The 18,505-nt window shown below is 66.4% G+C and carries 18 protein-coding genes; 8 read left to right on the forward strand and 10 right to left on the reverse strand.

Annotation, left to right across the window (positions count from 1 at the left end):
• Window positions 1-48 precede the first annotated feature (48 nt).
• Window positions 49-1,530 (forward strand): glutamate synthase subunit beta, encoded by a 1,482-nt coding sequence (locus ABS45_RS10985; protein WP_291555575.1) that lies wholly within the window; start codon window positions 49-51, stop codon window positions 1,528-1,530.
• A 108-nt stretch (window positions 1,531-1,638) separates the two neighbouring features.
• Here the strand turns inward: ABS45_RS10985 and ABS45_RS10990 are convergent, their stop codons facing one another.
• From ABS45_RS10990 to ABS45_RS11015, 6 genes are all read right to left on the reverse strand, one after another.
• A complete protein-coding gene (locus ABS45_RS10990; protein ID WP_291555576.1) occupies window positions 1,639-2,334 on the reverse strand; it encodes an ABC transporter ATP-binding protein in 696 nt (231 codons plus the stop codon).
• Window positions 2,334-3,104 (reverse strand): ABC transporter ATP-binding protein, encoded by a 771-nt coding sequence (locus ABS45_RS10995; RefSeq protein WP_291555577.1) that lies wholly within the window; start codon window positions 3,102-3,104, stop codon window positions 2,334-2,336. The genes ABS45_RS10990 and ABS45_RS10995 overlap by 1 nt, the downstream gene beginning before the upstream one ends.
• Window positions 3,101-4,381 (reverse strand): branched-chain amino acid ABC transporter permease, encoded by a 1,281-nt coding sequence (locus ABS45_RS11000; RefSeq protein WP_291555578.1) that lies wholly within the window; start codon window positions 4,379-4,381, stop codon window positions 3,101-3,103. The genes ABS45_RS10995 and ABS45_RS11000 overlap by 4 nt, the downstream gene beginning before the upstream one ends.
• Window positions 4,382-4,394: 13 nt before the next feature.
• On the reverse strand, window positions 4,395-5,342 hold the full coding sequence (locus ABS45_RS11005) for a branched-chain amino acid ABC transporter permease (RefSeq protein WP_291555579.1): 948 nt from the start codon (window positions 5,340-5,342) through the stop codon (window positions 4,395-4,397).
• A gap of 68 nt (window positions 5,343-5,410) precedes the next feature.
• Window positions 5,411-6,625, reverse strand: a complete 1,215-nt coding sequence (locus ABS45_RS11010; RefSeq protein ID WP_291555580.1) for a branched-chain amino acid ABC transporter substrate-binding protein — start codon at window positions 6,623-6,625, stop codon at window positions 5,411-5,413.
• A gap of 131 nt (window positions 6,626-6,756) precedes the next feature.
• Window positions 6,757-8,397, reverse strand: a complete 1,641-nt coding sequence (locus ABS45_RS11015) for a 3-(methylthio)propionyl-CoA ligase (protein ID WP_291555614.1) — start codon at window positions 8,395-8,397, stop codon at window positions 6,757-6,759.
• A 166-nt stretch (window positions 8,398-8,563) separates the two neighbouring features.
• Here ABS45_RS11015 and ABS45_RS11020 point away from each other — a divergent pair, with 166 nt between their 5' ends.
• The 6 genes from ABS45_RS11020 (at window position 8,564) to ada (ending at window position 13,399) form a co-directional block, all read left to right on the forward strand.
• A complete protein-coding gene (locus tag ABS45_RS11020; RefSeq protein WP_291555615.1) occupies window positions 8,564-10,054 on the forward strand; it encodes a protein adenylyltransferase SelO in 1,491 nt (496 codons plus the stop codon).
• Complete coding sequence (msrB, locus tag ABS45_RS11025; protein WP_291555581.1) at window positions 10,051-10,458, forward strand: peptide-methionine (R)-S-oxide reductase MsrB; 408 nt, start codon at window positions 10,051-10,053, stop codon at window positions 10,456-10,458. Before ABS45_RS11020 ends, msrB begins: the two co-directional genes overlap by 4 nt.
• Before the next feature lie 11 nt (window positions 10,459-10,469).
• Window positions 10,470-11,027: a septation protein A gene (locus tag ABS45_RS11030; protein WP_291555582.1), complete on the forward strand. Its 558-nt coding sequence runs from the start codon at window positions 10,470-10,472 to the stop codon at window positions 11,025-11,027.
• Complete coding sequence (locus ABS45_RS11035; protein ID WP_291555583.1) at window positions 11,024-11,314, forward strand: BolA family protein; 291 nt, start codon at window positions 11,024-11,026, stop codon at window positions 11,312-11,314. The genes ABS45_RS11030 and ABS45_RS11035 overlap by 4 nt, the downstream gene beginning before the upstream one ends.
• Window positions 11,315-11,376: 62 nt before the next feature.
• A complete protein-coding gene (locus ABS45_RS11040; protein WP_291555584.1) occupies window positions 11,377-12,162 on the forward strand; it encodes a peptidylprolyl isomerase in 786 nt (261 codons plus the stop codon).
• Window positions 12,163-12,337: 175 nt separating this feature from the next.
• Window positions 12,338-13,399 (forward strand): bifunctional DNA-binding transcriptional regulator/O6-methylguanine-DNA methyltransferase Ada, encoded by a 1,062-nt coding sequence (ada, locus tag ABS45_RS11045; protein WP_291555585.1) that lies wholly within the window; start codon window positions 12,338-12,340, stop codon window positions 13,397-13,399.
• 46 nt (window positions 13,400-13,445) lie between these two features.
• On the opposite strand, the gene ABS45_RS11050 is transcribed toward ada, so the two are convergent.
• Complete coding sequence (locus ABS45_RS11050; protein WP_291555616.1) at window positions 13,446-14,219, reverse strand: heparan-alpha-glucosaminide N-acetyltransferase; 774 nt, start codon at window positions 14,217-14,219, stop codon at window positions 13,446-13,448.
• 113 nt (window positions 14,220-14,332) lie between these two features.
• Here ABS45_RS11050 and ABS45_RS11055 point away from each other — a divergent pair, with 113 nt between their 5' ends.
• Window positions 14,333-15,847, forward strand: a complete 1,515-nt coding sequence (locus tag ABS45_RS11055; protein WP_291555586.1) for an NAD(P)H-hydrate dehydratase — start codon at window positions 14,333-14,335, stop codon at window positions 15,845-15,847.
• Between the two features lie 34 nt (window positions 15,848-15,881).
• Here the strand turns inward: ABS45_RS11055 and ABS45_RS11060 are convergent, their stop codons facing one another.
• From ABS45_RS11060 to ABS45_RS11070, 3 genes are read right to left on the reverse strand one after another with little or no spacing between them, the layout of a single operon-like run.
• The gene (locus ABS45_RS11060; protein ID WP_291555587.1) at window positions 15,882-16,538 is read right to left on the reverse strand and encodes a hypothetical protein; all 657 of its coding nucleotides are present in this window, start codon (window positions 16,536-16,538) and stop codon (window positions 15,882-15,884) included.
• The gene (locus ABS45_RS11065; protein ID WP_291555588.1) at window positions 16,535-17,539 is read right to left on the reverse strand and encodes an MlaD family protein; all 1,005 of its coding nucleotides are present in this window, start codon (window positions 17,537-17,539) and stop codon (window positions 16,535-16,537) included. The genes ABS45_RS11060 and ABS45_RS11065 overlap by 4 nt, the downstream gene beginning before the upstream one ends.
• Entirely contained in the window at window positions 17,539-18,327 is a 789-nt protein-coding gene (locus tag ABS45_RS11070) for an ABC transporter permease (RefSeq protein ID WP_291555589.1), read from the reverse strand. Before ABS45_RS11070 ends, ABS45_RS11065 begins: the two co-directional genes overlap by 1 nt.
• Window positions 18,328-18,505: the final 178 nt, after the last annotated feature.

Below are 18,505 nucleotides of genomic sequence, written 5' to 3' on the forward strand. Positions count from 1 at the left end.
GCGCACTCGCTCAAGACCCACCGCATATTCCTCAAGGCAAGACACACCATGGGCAAGATCACCGGCTTTCTGGAGTTCGACCGCATCCCCGAACCCCACGCGCCCGTCGCCGAGCGCATTACGCACTTTCACGAGTTCGTCACCACCCTGACCGAGCCGCTGGCGCGGCAGCAGGCGGCGCGCTGCATGGATTGCGGCATTCCGTTTTGCAGCCACGGCTGCCCGGTCAACAACATCATTCCGGACTTCAACGACCTGGTCTATCGGGGCGACTGGAAAAACGCTTTCCAGGTGCTCGATTCGACCAACAACTTCCCCGAGTTCACTGGTCGCATCTGCCCCGCGCCCTGCGAGGCCGCCTGCACGCTCAACATCAACAGCGAGCCGGTGGGCATCAAGAGCCTGGAGCGCGCCATCATCGACCGCGCCTGGGCCGAAGGCTGGGTGCAACCGCGCCCGGCGCTGCGCCCAAGCGGCAAACGCGTGGCCGTGGTCGGCTCCGGTCCCTCCGGGCTGGCCGCGGCGCAGCAGCTCGGGCGCGCGGGCCATGCCGTGACGGTGTTCGAGAAGAACGACCGCATCGGCGGCCTGCTGCGCTATGGCATCCCGGATTTCAAGCTCGACAAATCACACATCGACCGGCGCGTGGCGCAGATGCAGGGTGAGGGCGTGACGTTTCGCACCGGCGTGCTGGTGGCCGGCATGCCAGGTGACGGCGTGGGCGCCACCATCACCAACCTCTCGCGCGAAACAGTCACCGCAGACCAGCTGCTGACGGAGTTTGACGCCGTGCTGCTGACCGGCGGCGCCGAGCAATCGCGCGACCTGCCCGCCCCGGGTCGCGAGTTGCGCGGCATCCACTTTGCGATGGAGTTTCTGCCACAACAAAACCGCATCGACGCGGGCGACAAGGTCAAGGACCCGATCTCGGCCAAGGGCAAGCACGTCATCGTGATCGGCGGCGGCGACACCGGCAGCGACTGCGTCGGCACCAGCAACCGCCAGGGCGCCAAGAGCGTGACGCAGTTCGAACTCATGCCCATGCCGCCCGCGCACGAGAACAAGGAGCTCACCTGGCCCTATTGGCCGATCAAGCTGCGCACCAGCGACAGCCACGAAGAAGGCGCGCAGCGCGAGTTCGCCATCTCCACCAAAGCCTTCGTCGGCAGCGGCCGCAGCCAGACGGTGAAGGCCCTGAAAACGGTACAGATCGAGTTCAAGAACGGCAAGATCACCGAAGTGCCCGGCACCGAGAAGGACTGGCCGGCCGAACTGGTGCTGCTGGCCATGGGCTTTACCGGGCCCAGCACCACCATGCTGGATGCCTTTGGCGTGGAAAAGGACGCGCGCGGCAACGCTCATGCCAGCGTGGACGACGCCAAGGGCTACAAAACCAATGCCAAAGGGGTGTTCGCCGCCGGCGACATGCGCCGCGGTCAAAGCCTGGTGGTCTGGGCCATCCGCGAAGGCCGCCAGGCGGCGCGTGCGGTGGACAAATACCTGATAGGCAGCACCGTGCTGCCGCGCTGAACCAAACGGCTTTGCATTCAAGCGTAGAACAAGGCGGGAAGCCGCAGGCAGTGCTTGTCGCACGACAAGGCGAACCAACGCAGTTATACGTTTGAAGGCGAAGCCGTATCAGACTTCGAGCCACTCCTTGCGCACCTGCGCATCGGCGCGCAGCGCGTCGGGCGTACCTTCGAACACGATGCGGCCGTGCCCCATGACCAGCACCCGGTTGGAAATGTGCATCGCAATCGTGAGCTTTTGCTCGATGAGCAGCACGGCAATGCCGCGTTCCTGCAGACGCTGCAGATACTGCCCGACCTGTTCGACGATCTTGGGTGCGAGGCCCTCGGTGGGCTCGTCGATGAGGATGCAATCCGGGTCACCCATCAGCGTGCGGCACAGCGTCAGCATCTGCTGCTCGCCGCCGGAGAGCAGCCCGGCCTCGACGCTGCAGCGCTCTTTCAGGCGCGGGAACATCGCGTACATGTCGTCGAAGTTCCAGCGGCTGGCGCGCCCGCTGCCCTTCTGGCCCAGCATCAGGTTCTGGTGCACCGTCAGGCGCGGAAAGATGTCACGGCTCTCGGGCACGTAGCCCAGGCCCAGGTGGGCAATCTCGAAGGGCTTTTTGCCCAGCAAGTCCTGCTCTTTGAAGCGCAGCTGCCCGGCAGCGTGCACCATGCCCATGATGGCCTTGGCGCAGGTGGAACGGCCCGAGCCGTTGCGCCCGAGCAGGGCAACGATCTCGCCCGGCTGCACCGCAAGGTTCACGCCATGCAGCACATGGCTTTTGCCGTACCAGGCCTGCAGATCCCTCACTTGCAGCATCAGTGCACGCCTCCTTGCGCCTCGGCCACGGGCGAGCCGAGATAAGCCTCCTGCACCCGCGGGTTGGCGCGGATGGCCTCGGGGGTGTCGAACGCGATCACCTCGCCATAGACGACGACGGCGATCCGGTCCGCCAGGCCGAACACCACGCCCATGTCGTGTTCCACGGTCAGCAGCGTCTTGCCCTCGGTCACCTCGCGGATCAGGCGGATGAAATGCGCCGTCTCGGTGGTGCTCATGCCGGCGGTGGGTTCGTCCAGCAGGATGACCTGCGCGCCGCCGGCGATGGTGATGCCGATCTCCAGGGCGCGCTGTTCGGCATAGGTGAGGTTGACGGCCTGCACGTCGCGCTTGGCAGCCAGGCCGACCTGCACCAGCAACTGGTTGGCGCGCGCATTCGCATCCTCCAAGCCCGAGAGAAAGCGCAGAAAAGTGTAGCGATAGCCCAGGCTCCAGAGCACCGCGCAGCGCAGGTTCTCGAACACGCTCAGGCGCGGAAAGATGTTGGTGATCTGAAAGCTGCGCGAAAGGCCCAGGCGGTTGATCTCGTGCGGCCTCTTGCCATCAATGCGCTGGCCATTGAGGTGCACCTCGCCACTGGTGGGCAACAGCCGCCCGCTGATCAGATTGAAGAGCGTGGACTTGCCGGCGCCGTTGGGCCCGATGATGGCCACGCGCTCGCCTGGCCGCACCGCGAGGTTGGCGCCGCGGATGATTTCCGTGCGACCAAAGCTCTTGCAGAGATTTTTCAGCTCCAGTGCGCAGGTCATGTCGCCGCTCCCGCACCTTGCAGCTCGGCCTGGATTTCTTCCTGCGCTCTGCCCCAGGCCAACGCAAAGCGCTTGCCCGCCTGGTGCACCGCCAGCGCGCCCAGCAGCGCCACGACCGTGCTGCCGATCCAGGGGCCGGCAGTCGCAGCGTCAAGCGACAGGCCGAAAAAAGTGATGACGCTGCCCGCGCCGGCGTTGAGCTGCAGGTGATAGACCATCTCGATCAGCGGCGCAACCCCCAGCAGCAGCAGCGCACAGGCCAGCAACAGCGCGCCGTACAGCCCGGCAAACCGGCCCAGCTTGCCCATGCGCGCCATGTGCACGTTCATCATCACGAGGCTGGCGATGCCGCCGGGCGCATACATGATCATCAGCACGAACACCAGGCCCAGATACAGCAGCCAGGCGCTGGTCAGCTCCGAGAGCAGCACCGTCGCGATCACCATCAGCACCGCGCCGATGATGGGACCGAAGAAAAACGTGACGCCGCCCAAAAAGGTGAACAGCAGGTAAGCGCCCGAGCGCAGGCCGCTGAGCGAATCGGCGGCATTGAAAATTTCGAAATTGATGGTGCCCAGCGCGCCGCCGATACCGGCAAAAAAACCCGCGATGATGAAGCTGTACCAGCGCACCAGTTGCGTGTTGTAGCCGACGAATTGCGCGCGCTCGGGGTTGTCGCGCACGGCATTGAGCATGCGTCCCAGCGGTGTGGCGGTGAACGCGTACATCAGCGCGGTGCAGACGAAGCAGTAGGCCGCTATCAGGTAATAGAGCTGGATCTGCGGGCCGAAGTTGATGCCCGCCAAAGGCTTGCCATAGGTGCGGTTGATGGAGATGCCGCCATCGCCGCCGAACAGGTCGGGCAGCATGATGGCAAAGGCCACCACCAGCTCGCCAATGCCGAGCGAAATCATTGCGAACGTCAAGCCCGCCTTGCGCGTGGAAACATAGCCCAGCGGCACGGCGATGAGCGCCCCCATGAAGCCGCCCACCAGGGGCATCAGCACCAGCGGGACGGCTATGCCGTGCGCATCCACATGGCTGATCGCCGCCACCGCCGCATAGCCGCCCAGCCCGGTATACACCGCATGCCCGAAGCTCAGCATGCCGCCCTGCCCCAGCAGCAGGTTGTAGGAGAGGCAGATGATGATGAGAAAACCCATCTGCGAGAGCATGTTCACCGCCAGGCTGCTGCGAAACACCAGCGGCGCGGCGATCAGCACCGCTGCGTAGCCACCCCAGGTGAGCCAGCGGCCGCGCGAAGAAGAAACAAGCATTGGGCCGTCCACCTCACTCCTCCCGCTTGCCCATGAGCCCGCGCGGGCGCAGGATCAGGATCAGCACCATGAAAAGGTAGGGCAGCATGGGCGCGATCTGCGAGACCGTGAGGCGCAGCGCCTGCTCCAGAGGGTTGCCGCTCGCCACCTGCACGCCGATCACCCGCAGCAGGTCGGCCAGCGAGGTATCGATGGCCACCGCGAAGGTCTGCACCACGCCGATGAGGATGGACGCCAGGAAGGCGCCCGCCAGCGAACCCATGCCGCCAACCACCACCACCACGAAGATGATGGAGCCCACTGCATAAGCCATCGCCGGTTCCGTGACGTAGGTGTTGCCCGCGACCACGCCAGCGAGTGCCGCCAGCGCCGCGCCGCCGCCAAACACCAGCATGAACACGCGCGGCACGTTGTGCCCCAGCGCCTGCACCGTGTCCGGGTGCGTGAGCGCCGCCTGGATCACCAACCCGATGCGCGTGCGCGTCAGCACCAGCCAGATACCGCCCAGCATCAGCACCGCCACCAGCATGATGAAGGCGCGCGACTTGGGAAACTGTGTGCCGTAGAGCGTGAACAGCGGCCCCTGCAGCTGTTCGGGCAGGCCATAGGGCACGACGTTGCGGCCCCAGACGAGCTGCACCAGCTCCAGCACCAGGTAGGACAGGCCGAAGGTGACCAGCAGTTCGGGCACATGGCCAAAGCGGTGCACGCGGCGCAGGCAGACCTGCTCAAACACCGCCCCCAGCAGGCCCACCAGCAGCGGCGCAATGAAAAGCGCGGGCCAGTAGCCGATTTGCCCCGAAAGCATGAATGCGAAGTACGCGCCCAGCATGTAGAAACTGGCGTGCGCGAAGTTGAGCACCCCCATCATGCTGAAGATCAGCGTCAGGCCCGAGCTGAGCATAAACAGCATCAGCCCGTAGCTCAGGCCGTTGAGCAGCGAGATCGAGAAAAATTCCATCGTTGGGCGCGGCAGCAGACGACGCCGGGCACGAAGTCCCGACGTCTTTCAGACACGATTGAGTCGAATCAGGAAGGCCGCTTCATCTGGCAGCTGGTGGGCGTGCTGGCGATGTAGGGCTCCAGGTATTTGACCGGCGCAAAGGTATAGCCGGTGTTCTCGAGGTTGTAGCTGTTCTTGGCGTCGATCTTCTGCCATTTGGAGATCCACATGCCCAGCTGGCTTTGATGGTCGGTTGCACGAATCTGCGTCTCGCCATTGAAACCTTCAAAACGCAGACCCTCCAGCGCCTTCGCCACCTTCACCGGGTCGGTGGACTTGGTTTTGGCCATGGCGTCCGACAGCGCCACCAGGCCGTTGTAGACCGAGAAGGTGTAGAAATCGTCGTTGTACTGTGCCTTGAAACCCTTGGTCAGCTCGCCCATGCGGCCGGTGTAGTTCGAATGGTTGTAGGCGATCTGGTAGACCTCGGCGATCTTGCCCTGCGACAGTGCGGTGGGCGTACCCGTCACACCGGCGTAGTAGGCGTAGATCGGGATGGCCAGTCCGGCATCGTTCATCGCCTTCACCAGCAGCGTGAAATCCTGCCCCCAGCTGCCGGTCACCAGCGTGTCGGCGCCCGCTGCCTTGATCTTGGCGACGTAGGGCGCGAAATCCTTGACCTGACCGAGCGCCACATAGTCCTCGCCAACGATTTTCACGTCCGGGCGGTTGCGCTCTATGCCTTCCTTGAAATACTTGGCCACCTGGTGGCCGTGCGAATAGTTCTGGTTGACCAGATACACCTTGTGGATGTCCTTCTGGTCCTTCATGAAGCTGGTCAGGTCGGCGTCAAAGCGGAAGTGCCAGTAGTTGCACTTCTCGTTGGTCAGGGCCGGATCGACCGCGGCGTAGTTGATGTAGACCACCTCCTTGCCGGGGTTGCGCTCGTTGCTCTTGCCCACCGCGTCGGACAGCGGCACCCCCACGTTCGAACCGTTGCCCTGCGCGACGTAGCGGATGCCCTGGTCCACGGCCGACTTCAGCAGGTTCAGCGCCTCCTGCGGCGAGCTCTTGCTGTCCATGGGCACGACCTCGAACTTGATGCCGGCGGGGTTCTCGGCGGCATTCAGATGCTCGGCCACGTACTGCCAGCTCTTGAGCTGGTTGGTGCCCACCGGGCCCATGGGGCCGGACAGGCCCTCGATCATGGCGATCTTGACGGTTTGCCCGCTTTGAGCAAAAGCCGCGCCAGCGCACGCCAGCGCTGCGCAAGCAGCCATCATCTTGATAGTGAAATGCATAGTGTCTCCTGCAGGGGTTGGCATGGCGCCATAGCCTACAGGAGACCTCCGCTCCGGCATTTCAGGGTTTGCCCGGGTTTTGAACCGATTCAGTCACATGGATGACTGCAGGGCCGGGCAGGCCGCGCGCATCAAAGCCCCGGCAGCTTGTAATCCTTGAGCTGTTCGCGCAGCTTGCTCTTCTGCATCTTGCCGGTGGCGCCCAGCGGGATCGCCTCGACGAACACCACGTCGTCCGGAATCTGCCACTTGGCGATCTTGCCTTCGTAGAAGGCGATGAGCTCGTCGCGCGTCACCTGCGCATCGGGCTTCTTGACCACGGCGATGATGGGGCGCTCGTCCCACTTGGGGTGCGGCATGCCCACGCAGGCCGCCATCGCCACCGCGGGGTGCGCCATCGCGACGTTCTCGATGTCGATCGAGCTGATCCACTCGCCGCCGGACTTGATCACGTCCTTGCTGCGGTCGGTGATCTGCATGAAGCCATCGGCATCGATGGTGGCCACGTCGCCCGTGGGGAACCAGCCGCGGCCCTGCGCGTCCTTGACCAGCGGGCTGCCCTCCATCTTGAAGTAGTGGTCCATGATCCACGGCCCGCGCACCAGCAGGTCGCCATAGGTCTTGCCGTCCCAGGGCTGGTCCTCGCCGTTGTCGCCCACGATCTTCATGTCCACGCCAAAGATCGCGCGGCCCTGCTTGGTACGGATGTGCAGCTGCTCGGCCGCGGGCAGATGCAGCTGCTTGTTCTTGAGCGTGCAGACCGTGCCCAGCGGGCTGGTCTCCGTCATGCCCCAGGCGTGCAGCACGTCCACGCCGTATTGCTCGCGGAAGGTGTCGATCATCGCCGGCGGGCAGGCCGAGCCGCCGATGACGGTGCGCGTGAGCGTGCTGAACCTGAGCTTGTTGGCGCCCAGGTGCCCCAGCAGCATCTGCCAGATGGTGGGCACGCCGGCCGCCATCGTCACCTGCTCGGACTCCATCAGCTCGTAGATCGATTTGCCATCCATCGCCGGGCCGGGGAAGACCACCTTGCAGCCGGTGAGCGCCGCGCCATACGGCAGGCCCCAGGCGTTGACGTGGAACATCGGCACCACCGGCATCATCGAATCGCGCGCCGACAGGTTCAAGGCATCGGGCAGCGCGCCGCCGTAGGCGTGCAGCACGGTCGAGCGGTGGCTGTAGAGCGCGCCCTTGGGGTCGCCCGTGGTGCCGCTGGTGTAGCACAGGCCGGCGGCGGTGTTCTCGTCCAGCTGCGGCCAGGCGTATTGGTCGGACTGCCCGGCAATCCAGGCCTCGTAGCTCAGCAGGCCCGGAATGCCGCTGTCCGCGGGCAGCTTGTCGGCGTCGCACAGCAGCACCCAGGTCTTCACCGTCGGGCACTTGGCATGCACCGCCTGCACCAGCGGCAGGAAGGTGGCGTCGAAACACACCACCTTGTCCTCGGCATGGTTCACGATCCACACCAGCTGCGTGGGGTGCAGGCGCGGGTTGAGCGTGTGCATCACGCGCCCGGAACCCGCCACGCCGAAGTACAGCTCCATGTGGCGGTAGCCATTCCACGCGATGGACGCAATGCGGTCGCCCTGCTGCGTGCCGCTGGCCTCCAGCGCATTGGCCAACTGCTTCGAGCGCCTGGCCAGATCGGCATAGGTATAGCGGTGAATGTCGCCCTCGACGCGGCGCGAGACGATCTCGCCGTCGCTATGGTGTCGCGCCGCGAAATCCATCAGCATCGACGTCAAAAGGGGTTGGTTCTGCATCTGTCCCAGCAGCATGGTGTCTCCTTGCAGGTTTGTTGGGTGAAATAAACGACGCAATGGTAGCGCCGCCTCCGCGGGCCTGGGGCGCGCGAGCGCCGCTGTGGCGCTGCCGTGGTGTCACCCACCGGACATGATTCCGCAGCCTGCGCCACAGGGCATGCTGAAGGACAATGCCGCCATGTCCAGCACCATGGCAACTCCTGCCCGCCCGAGTGACACCAACGCCGTCCTGCAATGGCAAGAAGGCTTTGCGGCGCTGGGCGAAGCCTTCTTCACGCGCCTTGCGCCCACGCCGCTGCAAGACCCGCATTGGGTCGCGGCCGACCCTGACGTGGCCGCGCTGCTGGGCCTGTCGCCCGAATGGATGGGCAGCGAAGCGGCGCTGGCCGTCTTCAGCGGCAATGCGCTGCTGCCGGGCAGCACGCCGCTGGCCAGCGTGTACAGCGGGCATCAATTCGGCACCTGGGCAGGGCAGCTCGGCGATGGGCGCGCACTGCTGCTGGGTGAAACAGCGCTGGGCCAGGAGATCCAGCTCAAGGGCAGCGGGCGCACGCCCTATTCGCGCGGCGCCGATGGCCGCGCAGTGCTGCGCTCGTCCATCCGCGAATACCTGGCCGGCATTGCGCTGCACGGGCTCGGGGTGCCGACCACGCGCGCGCTGGCGCTGATCGGCTCGCCCACGCCCGTACGGCGTGAAGAAATCGAAACCGCCGCCGTCGTCACGCGCGTAGCGCCCAGCTTCATCCGCTTCGGCCACTTCGAGCACTTCGCCGCGCGCGGTCAGATCGAAGACCTGCGCCGGCTGGCCGACTACGTCATTGCGCGCTACTACCCCGAATGCCGCGACGCCGAAGGCTTTGGCGGCAACGCCCATGCCGCGCTGCTGCATGCCGTGAGCGAACGCACGGCGCGTCTCATCGCCCAATGGCAGGCCGTGGGCTTCATGCACGGCGTGATGAACACCGACAACATGAGCATCCTCGGGCTGACGCTCGACTACGGCCCATTCCAGTTCATGGACGCTTTTGGGCCGCAGCACATCTGCAACCACACGGACCGCTACGGCCGTTATGCGTTTGACCAGCAGCCCGCCGTCGCGCACTGGAACCTGCGCTGCCTGGCACAGGCGCTGGTGCCGCTGATTGGCGACATCGAAAGCGCGCAGGCGGCGCTGGACGGCTATGCCGATACCTTCACGGCGCAGTACCTAGTCTGCATGCGCGCCAAGCTCGGCTTGCGCCAGCCGCGCGAAGGCGACGAGGCGCTGCTCGCCGACCTGCTGCGGCTGATGGCGCAAGACGCGGTGGACTACCCGCTGTTCTGGCGCCGCCTGTCGCTGATGGTGGCCACCGGCCACCACGCGCCGGTGCTCGCTCTGTTCAAGGAACGCGATGCGTTCCAGCACTGGATGCTCTCTTATCAGAAGCTGCTTGCGCAGGACAGCCGTGCGCTGCAGGCCGATTTGATGCTGCAATCCAACCCGAAATTCGTGCTGCGCAACCACCTCGCCGAACAGGCGATACGTGCGGCGAAACTTGGCGACTTCCAGCCACTCCAAACCTTGCAAACGCTGCTGGCGCGTCCATTTGACGAGCATCCGCAGCACGATGCCTGGGCCGGACCGCCGCCCGCCTGGGCTTCCTCTCTTGTACTGAGCTGTTCCTCATGACCTATCCCATCCAGAAATCCGAAGACGAATGGCGCACCGAACTGGCCGCCAAGCAGGCCGAGCCGGGCGCCTTTCAGATCACGCGCCATGCCGCGACCGAGCGGCCGTTCTCGGGCAAGTACGAGCGTCACTGGGCCGACGGCAGCTACCACTGCATCTGCTGCGGCGCCAAGCTGTTCGAAGCCGGCACCAAATTCGACGCCGGCTGCGGCTGGCCCAGTTTTTCCGAAGCCATCCCGGGCAGCATCCGCGAGACGGTGGACCGCAGCCACGGCATGCTGCGCACCGAGACCACCTGCGCCCAATGCGGCGCCCACCTGGGCCATGTGTTCAACGACGGGCCAGCCCCCACCGGCCTGCGCTATTGCATGAATTCCGCCTCGCTGGACTTCGAGCCGCGATAATCCAGCCCGCCATGCGCCTGCTGCTCGACTTCATCCCCATACTTCTGTTCTTCGCTGCCTACAAGTGGCACGGCATCTACGTCGGCACGGCCGTGCTGATGGCCACTACAGTGGTGCAGATGGCCATCGTCTGGTGGCTGGACAAGAAACTCAGCACCATGCACAAGGCCACGCTGGTGCTGATCCTGCTCTTTGGCACCCTGACCCTGGTGCTGCAGGACGAACGCTTCATCAAATGGAAACCTACCGTGCTCTACGCCGCCATGGCGCTGGCGCTGGCGATTGCGCTGTGGGTCTACCACAAGAATTTTCTCAAGATCATGCTGGGCAGCCAGATCGCCCTGCCGCCGCAGATCTGGCAGCAGCTCTCGATCGCCTGGATAGGCTACTGCCTGTTCATGGCGGTGATCAACGGCTACGTCGCAGCGTACTTCTCCACCGACGCCTGGATGGACTTCAAGCTCTGGGGCTATGTCTTTCCCGTCGCCTTCATCATTGGTCAAGGCCTGTACATCGCACGCCATATGGTTGAAGCGCCCGAGGCGGCGCCACCGGGAGCCTCGAAATGAGCCAACCCCCTGCACCCCCCACCGGCAACGCGGTGACCGCCGAAGCCATGGACGCCGCGCTGCGGCAATCGCTGGCGCCCAGCCAACTGGAGGTGCTGGACGAAAGCTGGCAGCACAAAGGCCATGCAGGCGCCAATGGCACCGGCTTTGGCACTCATTTTCGCGTGCGCATCGCGGCGCCGCAGCTTGTCGGTCTGCGCCGCGTGGCACAGCACCGGCTTGTGTATGATGCGCTGCGCCCCTTCATCGACCAAGGCGCCCACGCGATCGCCATTGAAGTTCTCTGATCCGTCCCTATCTCCCAGCGGCCGCGCCGCTTTCCCTCCTTTTCCCTCCTCGCATCATTTCCATGCACAACAAGCTCCTGTCCGGCCTGCTGGCCGTTGCTCTCGTTGGCGCCACGGCACTGCCCGCGGCTGCCCAGAACCTCGCCGTCGTCAATGGCAAGGCGGTTCCCACGGCCCGTGCCGATCAGCTGCAAAAGCAAATCGAGCACTCCGGGCGCCCGATCACGCCTGAACTGAAGAACCAGATCAAGGAAGAAGTCATTGCGCGTGAGGTCTTCATGCAGGAAGCCCAGAAGCGTGGCCTGCAGAACAGCCAGGACTTCAAGGACCAGATGGAGCTGGCGCGCCAAGCGCTGCTGATCCGCGAGCTGTTCGCCGATTACCAGAAGAAGAACCCGGTGTCGGATGCCGATGTCAAGGCCGAGTACGACAAGTTCGCCGCCGCCAGCGCCGGCAAGGAGTACGAGGCCAGCCACATCCTGGTCGAGAAGGAAGACCAGGCCAAGGACATCATCGCGCAGCTGAATAAGGGCGCGAAGTTTGAAGACATCGCCAAGAAGGAATCCAAGGACCCTGGCTCCGGCGCCAAGGGCGGTGACCTGGGCTGGGCCAACCCGAGCAGCTACGTGCCCGAGTTCACCGAAGCCATGATCAAGCTCGAAAAGGGCAAGATCACGCAGGAGCCGGTCAAGAGCCAGTTCGGCTGGCACATCATCCGCCTGAACGACATCCGCGACGCACAACTGCCCAAGCTCGACGACGTGAAGGCCCAGATCCGCCAGCAGCTCGAACAGCAAAAGCTGGCGCAATTCCAGCAGGAACTGCGCTCCAAGGCCAAGGTGGAGTAAGCCTCTTGCGCTCTCACCCGAAAACGCGGCTTCAGGCCGCGTTTTTCATTGCACCATGGTGCTCGGGTACCTGTGGCGCCTTCCCGCCCAACAGAGATTGACAGCAAGAATCGGAGTGCTTGCGACCGAAGTCCTGCGTATTCTGACCACGTTGGATGAGCACAGGACATCTGCCATGACTACGACCATTGCTTACGAGACCGACGAGGAACGCTGGGCGGCCGTGCAGGCACGCGATGCCGCGGCCGATGGCCGATTCGTCTACGCCGTGCGCACCACGGGCGTGTACTGCCAGCCGAGTTCGACGGCGCGGCTGCCCAAACGCGAGAACGTGGAGTTCTTCGATACGACTGAAGCTGCCGAAGCGGCAGGCTACCGTGGCAGTCGGCGTGCCCACGGCGACCAAACCAGTGCCGCTGCCGAGCGCGCCGCCTTGGTGGCTCGGGCCTGCCGCATGATCGAAACGTCGGAAGTACCGCCTCAGCTCGATGCACTGGCAGCCGCGGCGGGCATGAGCCCGTTCCATTTTCATCGCCTGTTCAAGGCCGAGACCGGCTTGACGCCCAAGGCTTACAGCTCGGCCCACCGTGCCCGCAAGCTGCGCGAGGCGTTGGGCAGCCAGGCCTGCATCACCGATGCCATTTATGGCGCTGGCTTCAACTCCAACAGCCGGTTCTACGAAGCTGCGGACGACCTGCTGGGCATGCGTGCGCGCGAATACCGGGCAGGCGGCGCTGGCGCGGTCATCCGCTTTGCGGTGGGCCTGTGTTCGCTGGGTTCCATTCTGGTAGCGCAGAGCCAGCGCGGCATCTGCGCGATCCTGTTGGGCGATGACCCCGACCGGCTGGTGCGCGACCTGCAAGACCAGTTTCCCAAGGCCGGGCTCATTGGCTGCGACGGCGCATTCGAGCAGTTGATCGCCCAGGTGGTGGGCTTCATCGAAGTGCCCTCGATGGGGCTGCATCTGCCGCTGGACGTGCGGGGCACGGCCTTCCAGGAGCGTGTCTGGCGCGTATTGCGCGAGATCCCGCCGGGAATCACGGCGAGCTACGCGGACATCGCCGCCCGCATCGGCTCGCCCAAGGCAGTGCGCGCCGTGGCGCAAGCCTGTGCCATGAACCACATTGCCGTGGCCATTCCTTGCCATCGGGTCGTGCGACGCGATGGGGATATTTCCGGCTACCGCTGGGGCGTGGATCGCAAGCGTGAACTGCTGCGCCGCGAAGCGCAGGCTTGAGCTGGCGCTGCAATGGCTGCGATCCACACCACCCAACGAAGGTTTTTCACGGGCGCCACCACCAACCCAGCGCAATGAGCGCTCCCATCATCACCGGCTGGTGCAGCATGTACCACAGCAGGCTGTGCCGCCCGAGCAGCGTCAGCGCCCTGCCTGCACCGCCCAGCTCCAGCGCCAGCCAGCCGGTGCGGTGCACCAGCAGCCACTGGCCGCTCGCCATGCCCCACCAGACCACGCCCATCCAGGGAAACAGTGGCACATAGTCCTCGGTGAAGGGCTTGTGCGTGATCCAGCCGATCCAGTTCAGCGCCTTGCCGTTGAAGCTCTGCGCCCACGCCGCCAGCGGCCCTGCCAGCACACCCTGCGCCACCCAGGGCGAGGCCAGCGCCAGGGCGCCCGCCAGCCACAGCCAGCGTCCCCAACCGGTTGTCAGGCGTGCGATCAGCCACATCAGCGCAATCCCGTGCAGCACGCCGAAATAGATGAAGCTGTGCGGGAACATCGCAAACGAACCCGCTGAAACCAGCAGCGCGCACACCGCGATCTGCGCCCAGCGCCGCCCGAACCGGCGCCAGCCGACGCCCTGGCTGGCGGCAATCGCCTGCCCCAGGCCGACGCACAGCAGGAACAGGCTGACGATGGCCGTGCGCTGCAGGGTCCAGACCGGGGAAGCCTTGAAATCCTGCGTCCAATAGCCAAAGTGGCTCAGATCAAAGCCGAAGTGGTAGAGCGTCATCCACACCAGCGCCACGCCACGCAGCAGGTCCGGCGCGCCATAACGCAGCCCCTGCCCCGGTTGAATCGGCTCTGCGCCCTGCATCGTGTCTGCTCCTGTGGCGCGCCCGCCCTGGTGCAGGCGCTGTCCGGGCATGAATGTACCGAAGACCTCTGCACTGCGGCAGCCGCGCGGCCGGCCCCGCGACAATGCAGGCCATGCAACGCATCTCCAGCCAGCAGCCGCACGCGCTGCACGACACCATCGCCACCCGCCGCCTGGAAGCGGCCGCCAGCGCCGCCCTGGCGCCCCACGCGCTGATGCAACGAGCCGGCGCCGCGGTGGCGCGCCTGGCGCTGGCCCTGGCGCCCCACGCACGCTGCCTCTGGATCGCCTGTGGCAGCGGCAACAACGGCGGCGACGGGTTGGAAGCGGCGGCGCTGCTGCAGGCGGCCGGCCATCCGGTCTGCGTTGGCCTGTTGGCCGACCCGCAGCAGCTGCCGGCCGACGCGGCCGCCGCCTGGCAGCGCGCCCGCAACGCCGGCGTGCGCTTCATCGACACGGCGCCGCTGCTGGGGCCGCAGGACCTGTGCATCGACGCATTGCTGGGTCTGGGGTTGAGGGCGCAGCCGCGCGCGCAGACACCCGACCAGCGGTGCGTGCAGTGGCTGGCGCAGATGCACGCCAGCGCCGCAACGCTGTTGAGCGTCGATCTGCCCTCGGGCCTGCTCGCTGATACCGGCGGCTGGGCGCCGGGGTTTGAAGACAGCCCCCGGGGCGCGGGCGCGCGCCACACGCTGTCGCTGCTGACCTTGCATCCGGGACTGTTTACCGCCCACGGCCGGGATGCGGCCGGAACGGTCTGGTTCGACCCTCTGGGCGTTGATGCCAGCGGCGAGCCAGCGGCAGCCCTGCTGAACGGCATGCCCGCGGCCGCAGCGCGGCTGCACGCCGGCCACAAGGGCAGCTATGGCGACGTGGCCGTGATCGGTGGCGAAGGGCTGGCGGCGCGCGGCATGGGCATGACCGGCGCCGCCCTGCTCGCGGCACTGGCCGCGCTGCACGGCGGCGCGGGGCGCGTGCTGCTGGCGTTGCTGGACGACGGCGCCACCACCGCGCTGGCGTCCAGCCCCGAGCTGATGCTGCGCCGCCTGGAGGCGATCGACCTTGCGCAGGCCAGCGTGGTTTGCGGCTGTGGCGGCGGCGCGGCCGTGGCCGCGGCACTGCCGCGGGTGCTGACGCAGGCCCATCGCCTGGTGCTGGATGCCGATGCGCTCAATGCCATTGCGGCCGACGCTGCCCTGCAGAACTTGCTGACGGCGCGCGCACAGCGCAGTGCCTGCACCACGGTGATCACGCCCCATCCGCTGGAGGCCGCGCGCCTGCTTGCCAGCACCGCCGCCGCCGTGCAGGCCGACCGCCTGGGGGCCGCCAACGCCCTGGCCCGGCGCTTCGGCTGCACCGTGGTGCTCAAGGGCTCGGGCAGCATCGTGGCGGCGCCCGGGCAGACACCGCGTATCAACTCCACCGGCAATGCCCGGCTGGCTACCGCCGGCACCGGGGATGTGCTCGCCGGTCTCATCGGCGCGCGCCTGGCCGCAGCGCCGGCAGGTACGGACCAGGCACTGCACGCCGCCGCCAGCGCCTGCTGGCGACACGGCGCGCTGGCCGATGCCTGGCCCGCAGGCCAGGCCTTGACCGCCAGCGCCCTGGCCCGCACCCTGCAGCCTTGAGCACGGGGAACGTCCCCACGCCAGCCCGCCGCAGTCATTGCGCGACGGCAGCACCCGAGGATTGCACCAGCCGGATGCGCCGCGCCAGCGCATCGGCCAGCGCCGCATCGCCGGTGGCACGTGCCCGCTGCTCGCGCAGCAGCAGCCAGGCCAGCAGCGGACGGCGCCAGCCCTGGGCCGAGGCGGTTTGCGTCGCCAGCACCAGGGTTTCGGGCGTGGCCCGCCCCGCCCGCAACGCCGCGCCCGCGGCCACCAGGCGCGAGAGAGGGTCCGCCACCTGCGCCACGGCGGCCACGTCGAGCGCCGGCGCACGCTGGGCCTGCGGCAGCAGCGGCACGCGCGCAGCATCCAGATGCCCGGCAAGGTAATCGGCATAGGCTGCCGCCTCAGCCCCCGCATCCTGGCGCAGCGCATCAAAGCCGGTGCAGGGCTGCTCCTGCAGGCTGGCCACCTGGGCGGCGCAGCGCAACAACTCCACGCGCGCGGCGAGCGCCGGCTGACCGGTGCGCGCGACGTCGGCGCGCACGCGCGCCCATTCGACATCGGCCACCCTGGCGTCACCAGAAAGATAGGCCTGCAGCGCCCGGTCCGTGCCGCCACGGGCGTCGAGCTGCCAGGACGGCACCGGCGGGGCATTGCCGCACGCCGCCAGCAGCAGCGCCAGCCATGGGAGGATGCAAAAACGCTTCACGGCAGTTTCAGCTCCGTATCGCGCGCAAACGGCCATTTGCGGTTGATCTCGTTGATCAGCCCCTCGACCTTGCGCAGATTGGCCTCGACCTCGGCACGCAGGCCCGCAAGATCGGTCGTCGCCTCGCTCGCGTTCTTGCCGATCGCCTGCGCCTGGGCCAGCACCCCGTCCACCTTGGCCAGGGTCTGGCGCGCGTCCTGGAGCAGCAGGCTGGTCTGCGCGACGCTCTGGCGCACCTCGGGCAACAGGCCGCCCTCATTGTCGCTGCCAAATATCTGCCGATCGGCTTTTGCGCCCAGGCCGTCCAGCCGTGCCACCAGCGCCGCGCTCTGGCGCATGAGCTGCGTCGCCTGCGCCAGCAACTCGGGCAGCTGGCGCGCGTCCGCGCCCTCGCCCATCAGCACGCCCATGGCGCCGCCGGGCGCATTCAGGCGCTCGGCCAGTCGCCGCACTTCGGCCAGGGTCTGCGCCAGCTCCGAACCTTGCGCGGTGATCTGATTGAGGTTGTCCAGCAGCGTTCGCGCGCTGCTCATGATGGCTGGAATCTCCGCCCCGACATCGCCGCGAATCACCGGCCGCTCAGCCCCATCGGGCAGCGGCGGATCGGCCAGCACGCCGCTGTAGGCGCGGATGGCGGCACCGCCCATCAGCCCGCCGACCAGCGTGAACACGCTGGACTCGCGCAGCCAGTGGGCCTCGCGGCGCGCCACGTCCACCGCGATATGCACCTTGCCGTCCTCGGCCAGCGCGATGGAGCGCACCCGCCCTATGGGAAAGCCCGAAAACGTCATGTCCATGCCCACCGTCACGCCTTCGGAGTCGTCGGCCAGCAGCACCAGGCGCTGGGTCTCCTCGAACGCGCCGCGTGCATACAGCAGATAGAGCACCGAACCGGCGATCAACAGGCCGGTGAACAGCAACAGCAGCGTCGCCTTCAGGCGCAGATGCGCCACCGGGGGCTGCGCCGGCTCATCCGGCAAAAGGTGTGAAGCGTCGTTCATCAGTAATAGTTGCCCACGAGCGAGATCACCTCGATCAGCAGCAGCACCGCAAACATGCGCGCCAAGCCACCCAGCCCGGCACTGCCGCGTCGCGCCGATTCTGCCGCGTACAAGCCGCTGGCCATGGGAATCAGCGCCACCGCCAGGCTGAACAGCAGGGTCTTGGCGACAAATACCAGCGTAATCTGCGGCGTGAAAATCTGCCCGAACTGGCGCGTATAGCTCGCCAGTCCGGCCAGATTGGCACCATACACGCCGATGTAAGCCATCACCAGCGCCACCGCGCAGGAGAGCGCCGCCAGGGTAACGCTGGCATGCAGCCCGGCGACAACCCGCGGCAACGCCTCCGCGCGCACCAGCGCCACGCCCTGCACGCCGCCCGAGCCACGCAGGCGCGCCAGCTGCGAGCCGCTGGGTATCGTGGTGCGCATGGCGACAAACAGCGCCGCCGTGAGGGGAACGAGCTCCAGCACCAGCACGCGCACCACCATCTCCAGTGCATAGCGCGTCAGCCCGTAGCTCAGTGCGGTGACGACGACGATGCGCGTGAGCACCAGGCTGATGAGCGCCGCCAACACGGTGAAGCCCAGCAGAATCGGCAGCGTATCGGTGACGAGCTGGCGCGCCAGCCGCTCACGCGCCGAGCGCCCCCAGCTGGAGGGCGAGAGCAGCAGCACCAGCACCAGCGCGCCCAGATCCAGGATGCGCCACCAGGCCAGCAGCCGCGCGCGCGCACCGCGCCACAGGCGCTCAAACCAGGGGGTCCCCCTCACTGCAGGTGCGTGCATGCGGCCATCATACGCAAAGCCGGAATGACCATCAAAAAGCCATCCAGCGCTTTACCACATTGCGTTGGCAACTATGGTTCTGATAGTTTTCCGGATGCAGCGATCCGCCTTGCCTCAGAGCTTGAGAGGAAATTGCCCGTACCCGAAAGGCGCGTCAAAACGCTGCCCATCTAGGCGC

Source organism: Comamonas sp. SCN 65-56 (assembly GCF_001724135.1).
Lineage (GTDB): Bacteria > Pseudomonadota > Gammaproteobacteria > Burkholderiales > Burkholderiaceae_C > Comamonas_C.

Excerpts from the sequence above, each read along its gene's own strand:
- ABS45_RS10985 (WP_291555575.1), top strand. The coding sequence starts at position 49 with ATGGGCAAGATCACCGGCTTTCTGGAGTTCGACCGCATCCCCGAACCC.
- ABS45_RS10990 (WP_291555576.1), bottom strand. The coding sequence starts at position 2,334 with ATGCTGCAAGTGAGGGATCTGCAGGCCTGGTACGGCAAAAGCCATGTG.
- ABS45_RS10995 (WP_291555577.1), bottom strand. The coding sequence starts at position 3,104 with ATGACCTGCGCACTGGAGCTGAAAAATCTCTGCAAGAGCTTTGGTCGC.
- ABS45_RS11000 (WP_291555578.1), bottom strand. The coding sequence starts at position 4,381 with ATGCTTGTTTCTTCTTCGCGCGGCCGCTGGCTCACCTGGGGTGGCTAC.
- ABS45_RS11005 (WP_291555579.1), bottom strand. The coding sequence starts at position 5,342 with ATGGAATTTTTCTCGATCTCGCTGCTCAACGGCCTGAGCTACGGGCTG.
- ABS45_RS11010 (WP_291555580.1), bottom strand. The coding sequence starts at position 6,625 with ATGCATTTCACTATCAAGATGATGGCTGCTTGCGCAGCGCTGGCGTGC.
- ABS45_RS11020 (WP_291555615.1), top strand. The coding sequence starts at position 8,564 with ATGTCCAGCACCATGGCAACTCCTGCCCGCCCGAGTGACACCAACGCC.
- msrB (WP_291555581.1), top strand. The coding sequence starts at position 10,051 with ATGACCTATCCCATCCAGAAATCCGAAGACGAATGGCGCACCGAACTG.
- ABS45_RS11030 (WP_291555582.1), top strand. The coding sequence starts at position 10,470 with ATGCGCCTGCTGCTCGACTTCATCCCCATACTTCTGTTCTTCGCTGCC.
- ABS45_RS11035 (WP_291555583.1), top strand. The coding sequence starts at position 11,024 with ATGAGCCAACCCCCTGCACCCCCCACCGGCAACGCGGTGACCGCCGAA.
- ABS45_RS11040 (WP_291555584.1), top strand. The coding sequence starts at position 11,377 with ATGCACAACAAGCTCCTGTCCGGCCTGCTGGCCGTTGCTCTCGTTGGC.
- ada (WP_291555585.1), top strand. The coding sequence starts at position 12,338 with ATGACTACGACCATTGCTTACGAGACCGACGAGGAACGCTGGGCGGCC.
- ABS45_RS11050 (WP_291555616.1), bottom strand. The coding sequence starts at position 14,219 with ATGCAGGGCGCAGAGCCGATTCAACCGGGGCAGGGGCTGCGTTATGGC.
- ABS45_RS11055 (WP_291555586.1), top strand. The coding sequence starts at position 14,333 with ATGCAACGCATCTCCAGCCAGCAGCCGCACGCGCTGCACGACACCATC.
- ABS45_RS11065 (WP_291555588.1), bottom strand. The coding sequence starts at position 17,539 with ATGAACGACGCTTCACACCTTTTGCCGGATGAGCCGGCGCAGCCCCCG.
- ABS45_RS11070 (WP_291555589.1), bottom strand. The coding sequence starts at position 18,327 with ATGCACGCACCTGCAGTGAGGGGGACCCCCTGGTTTGAGCGCCTGTGG.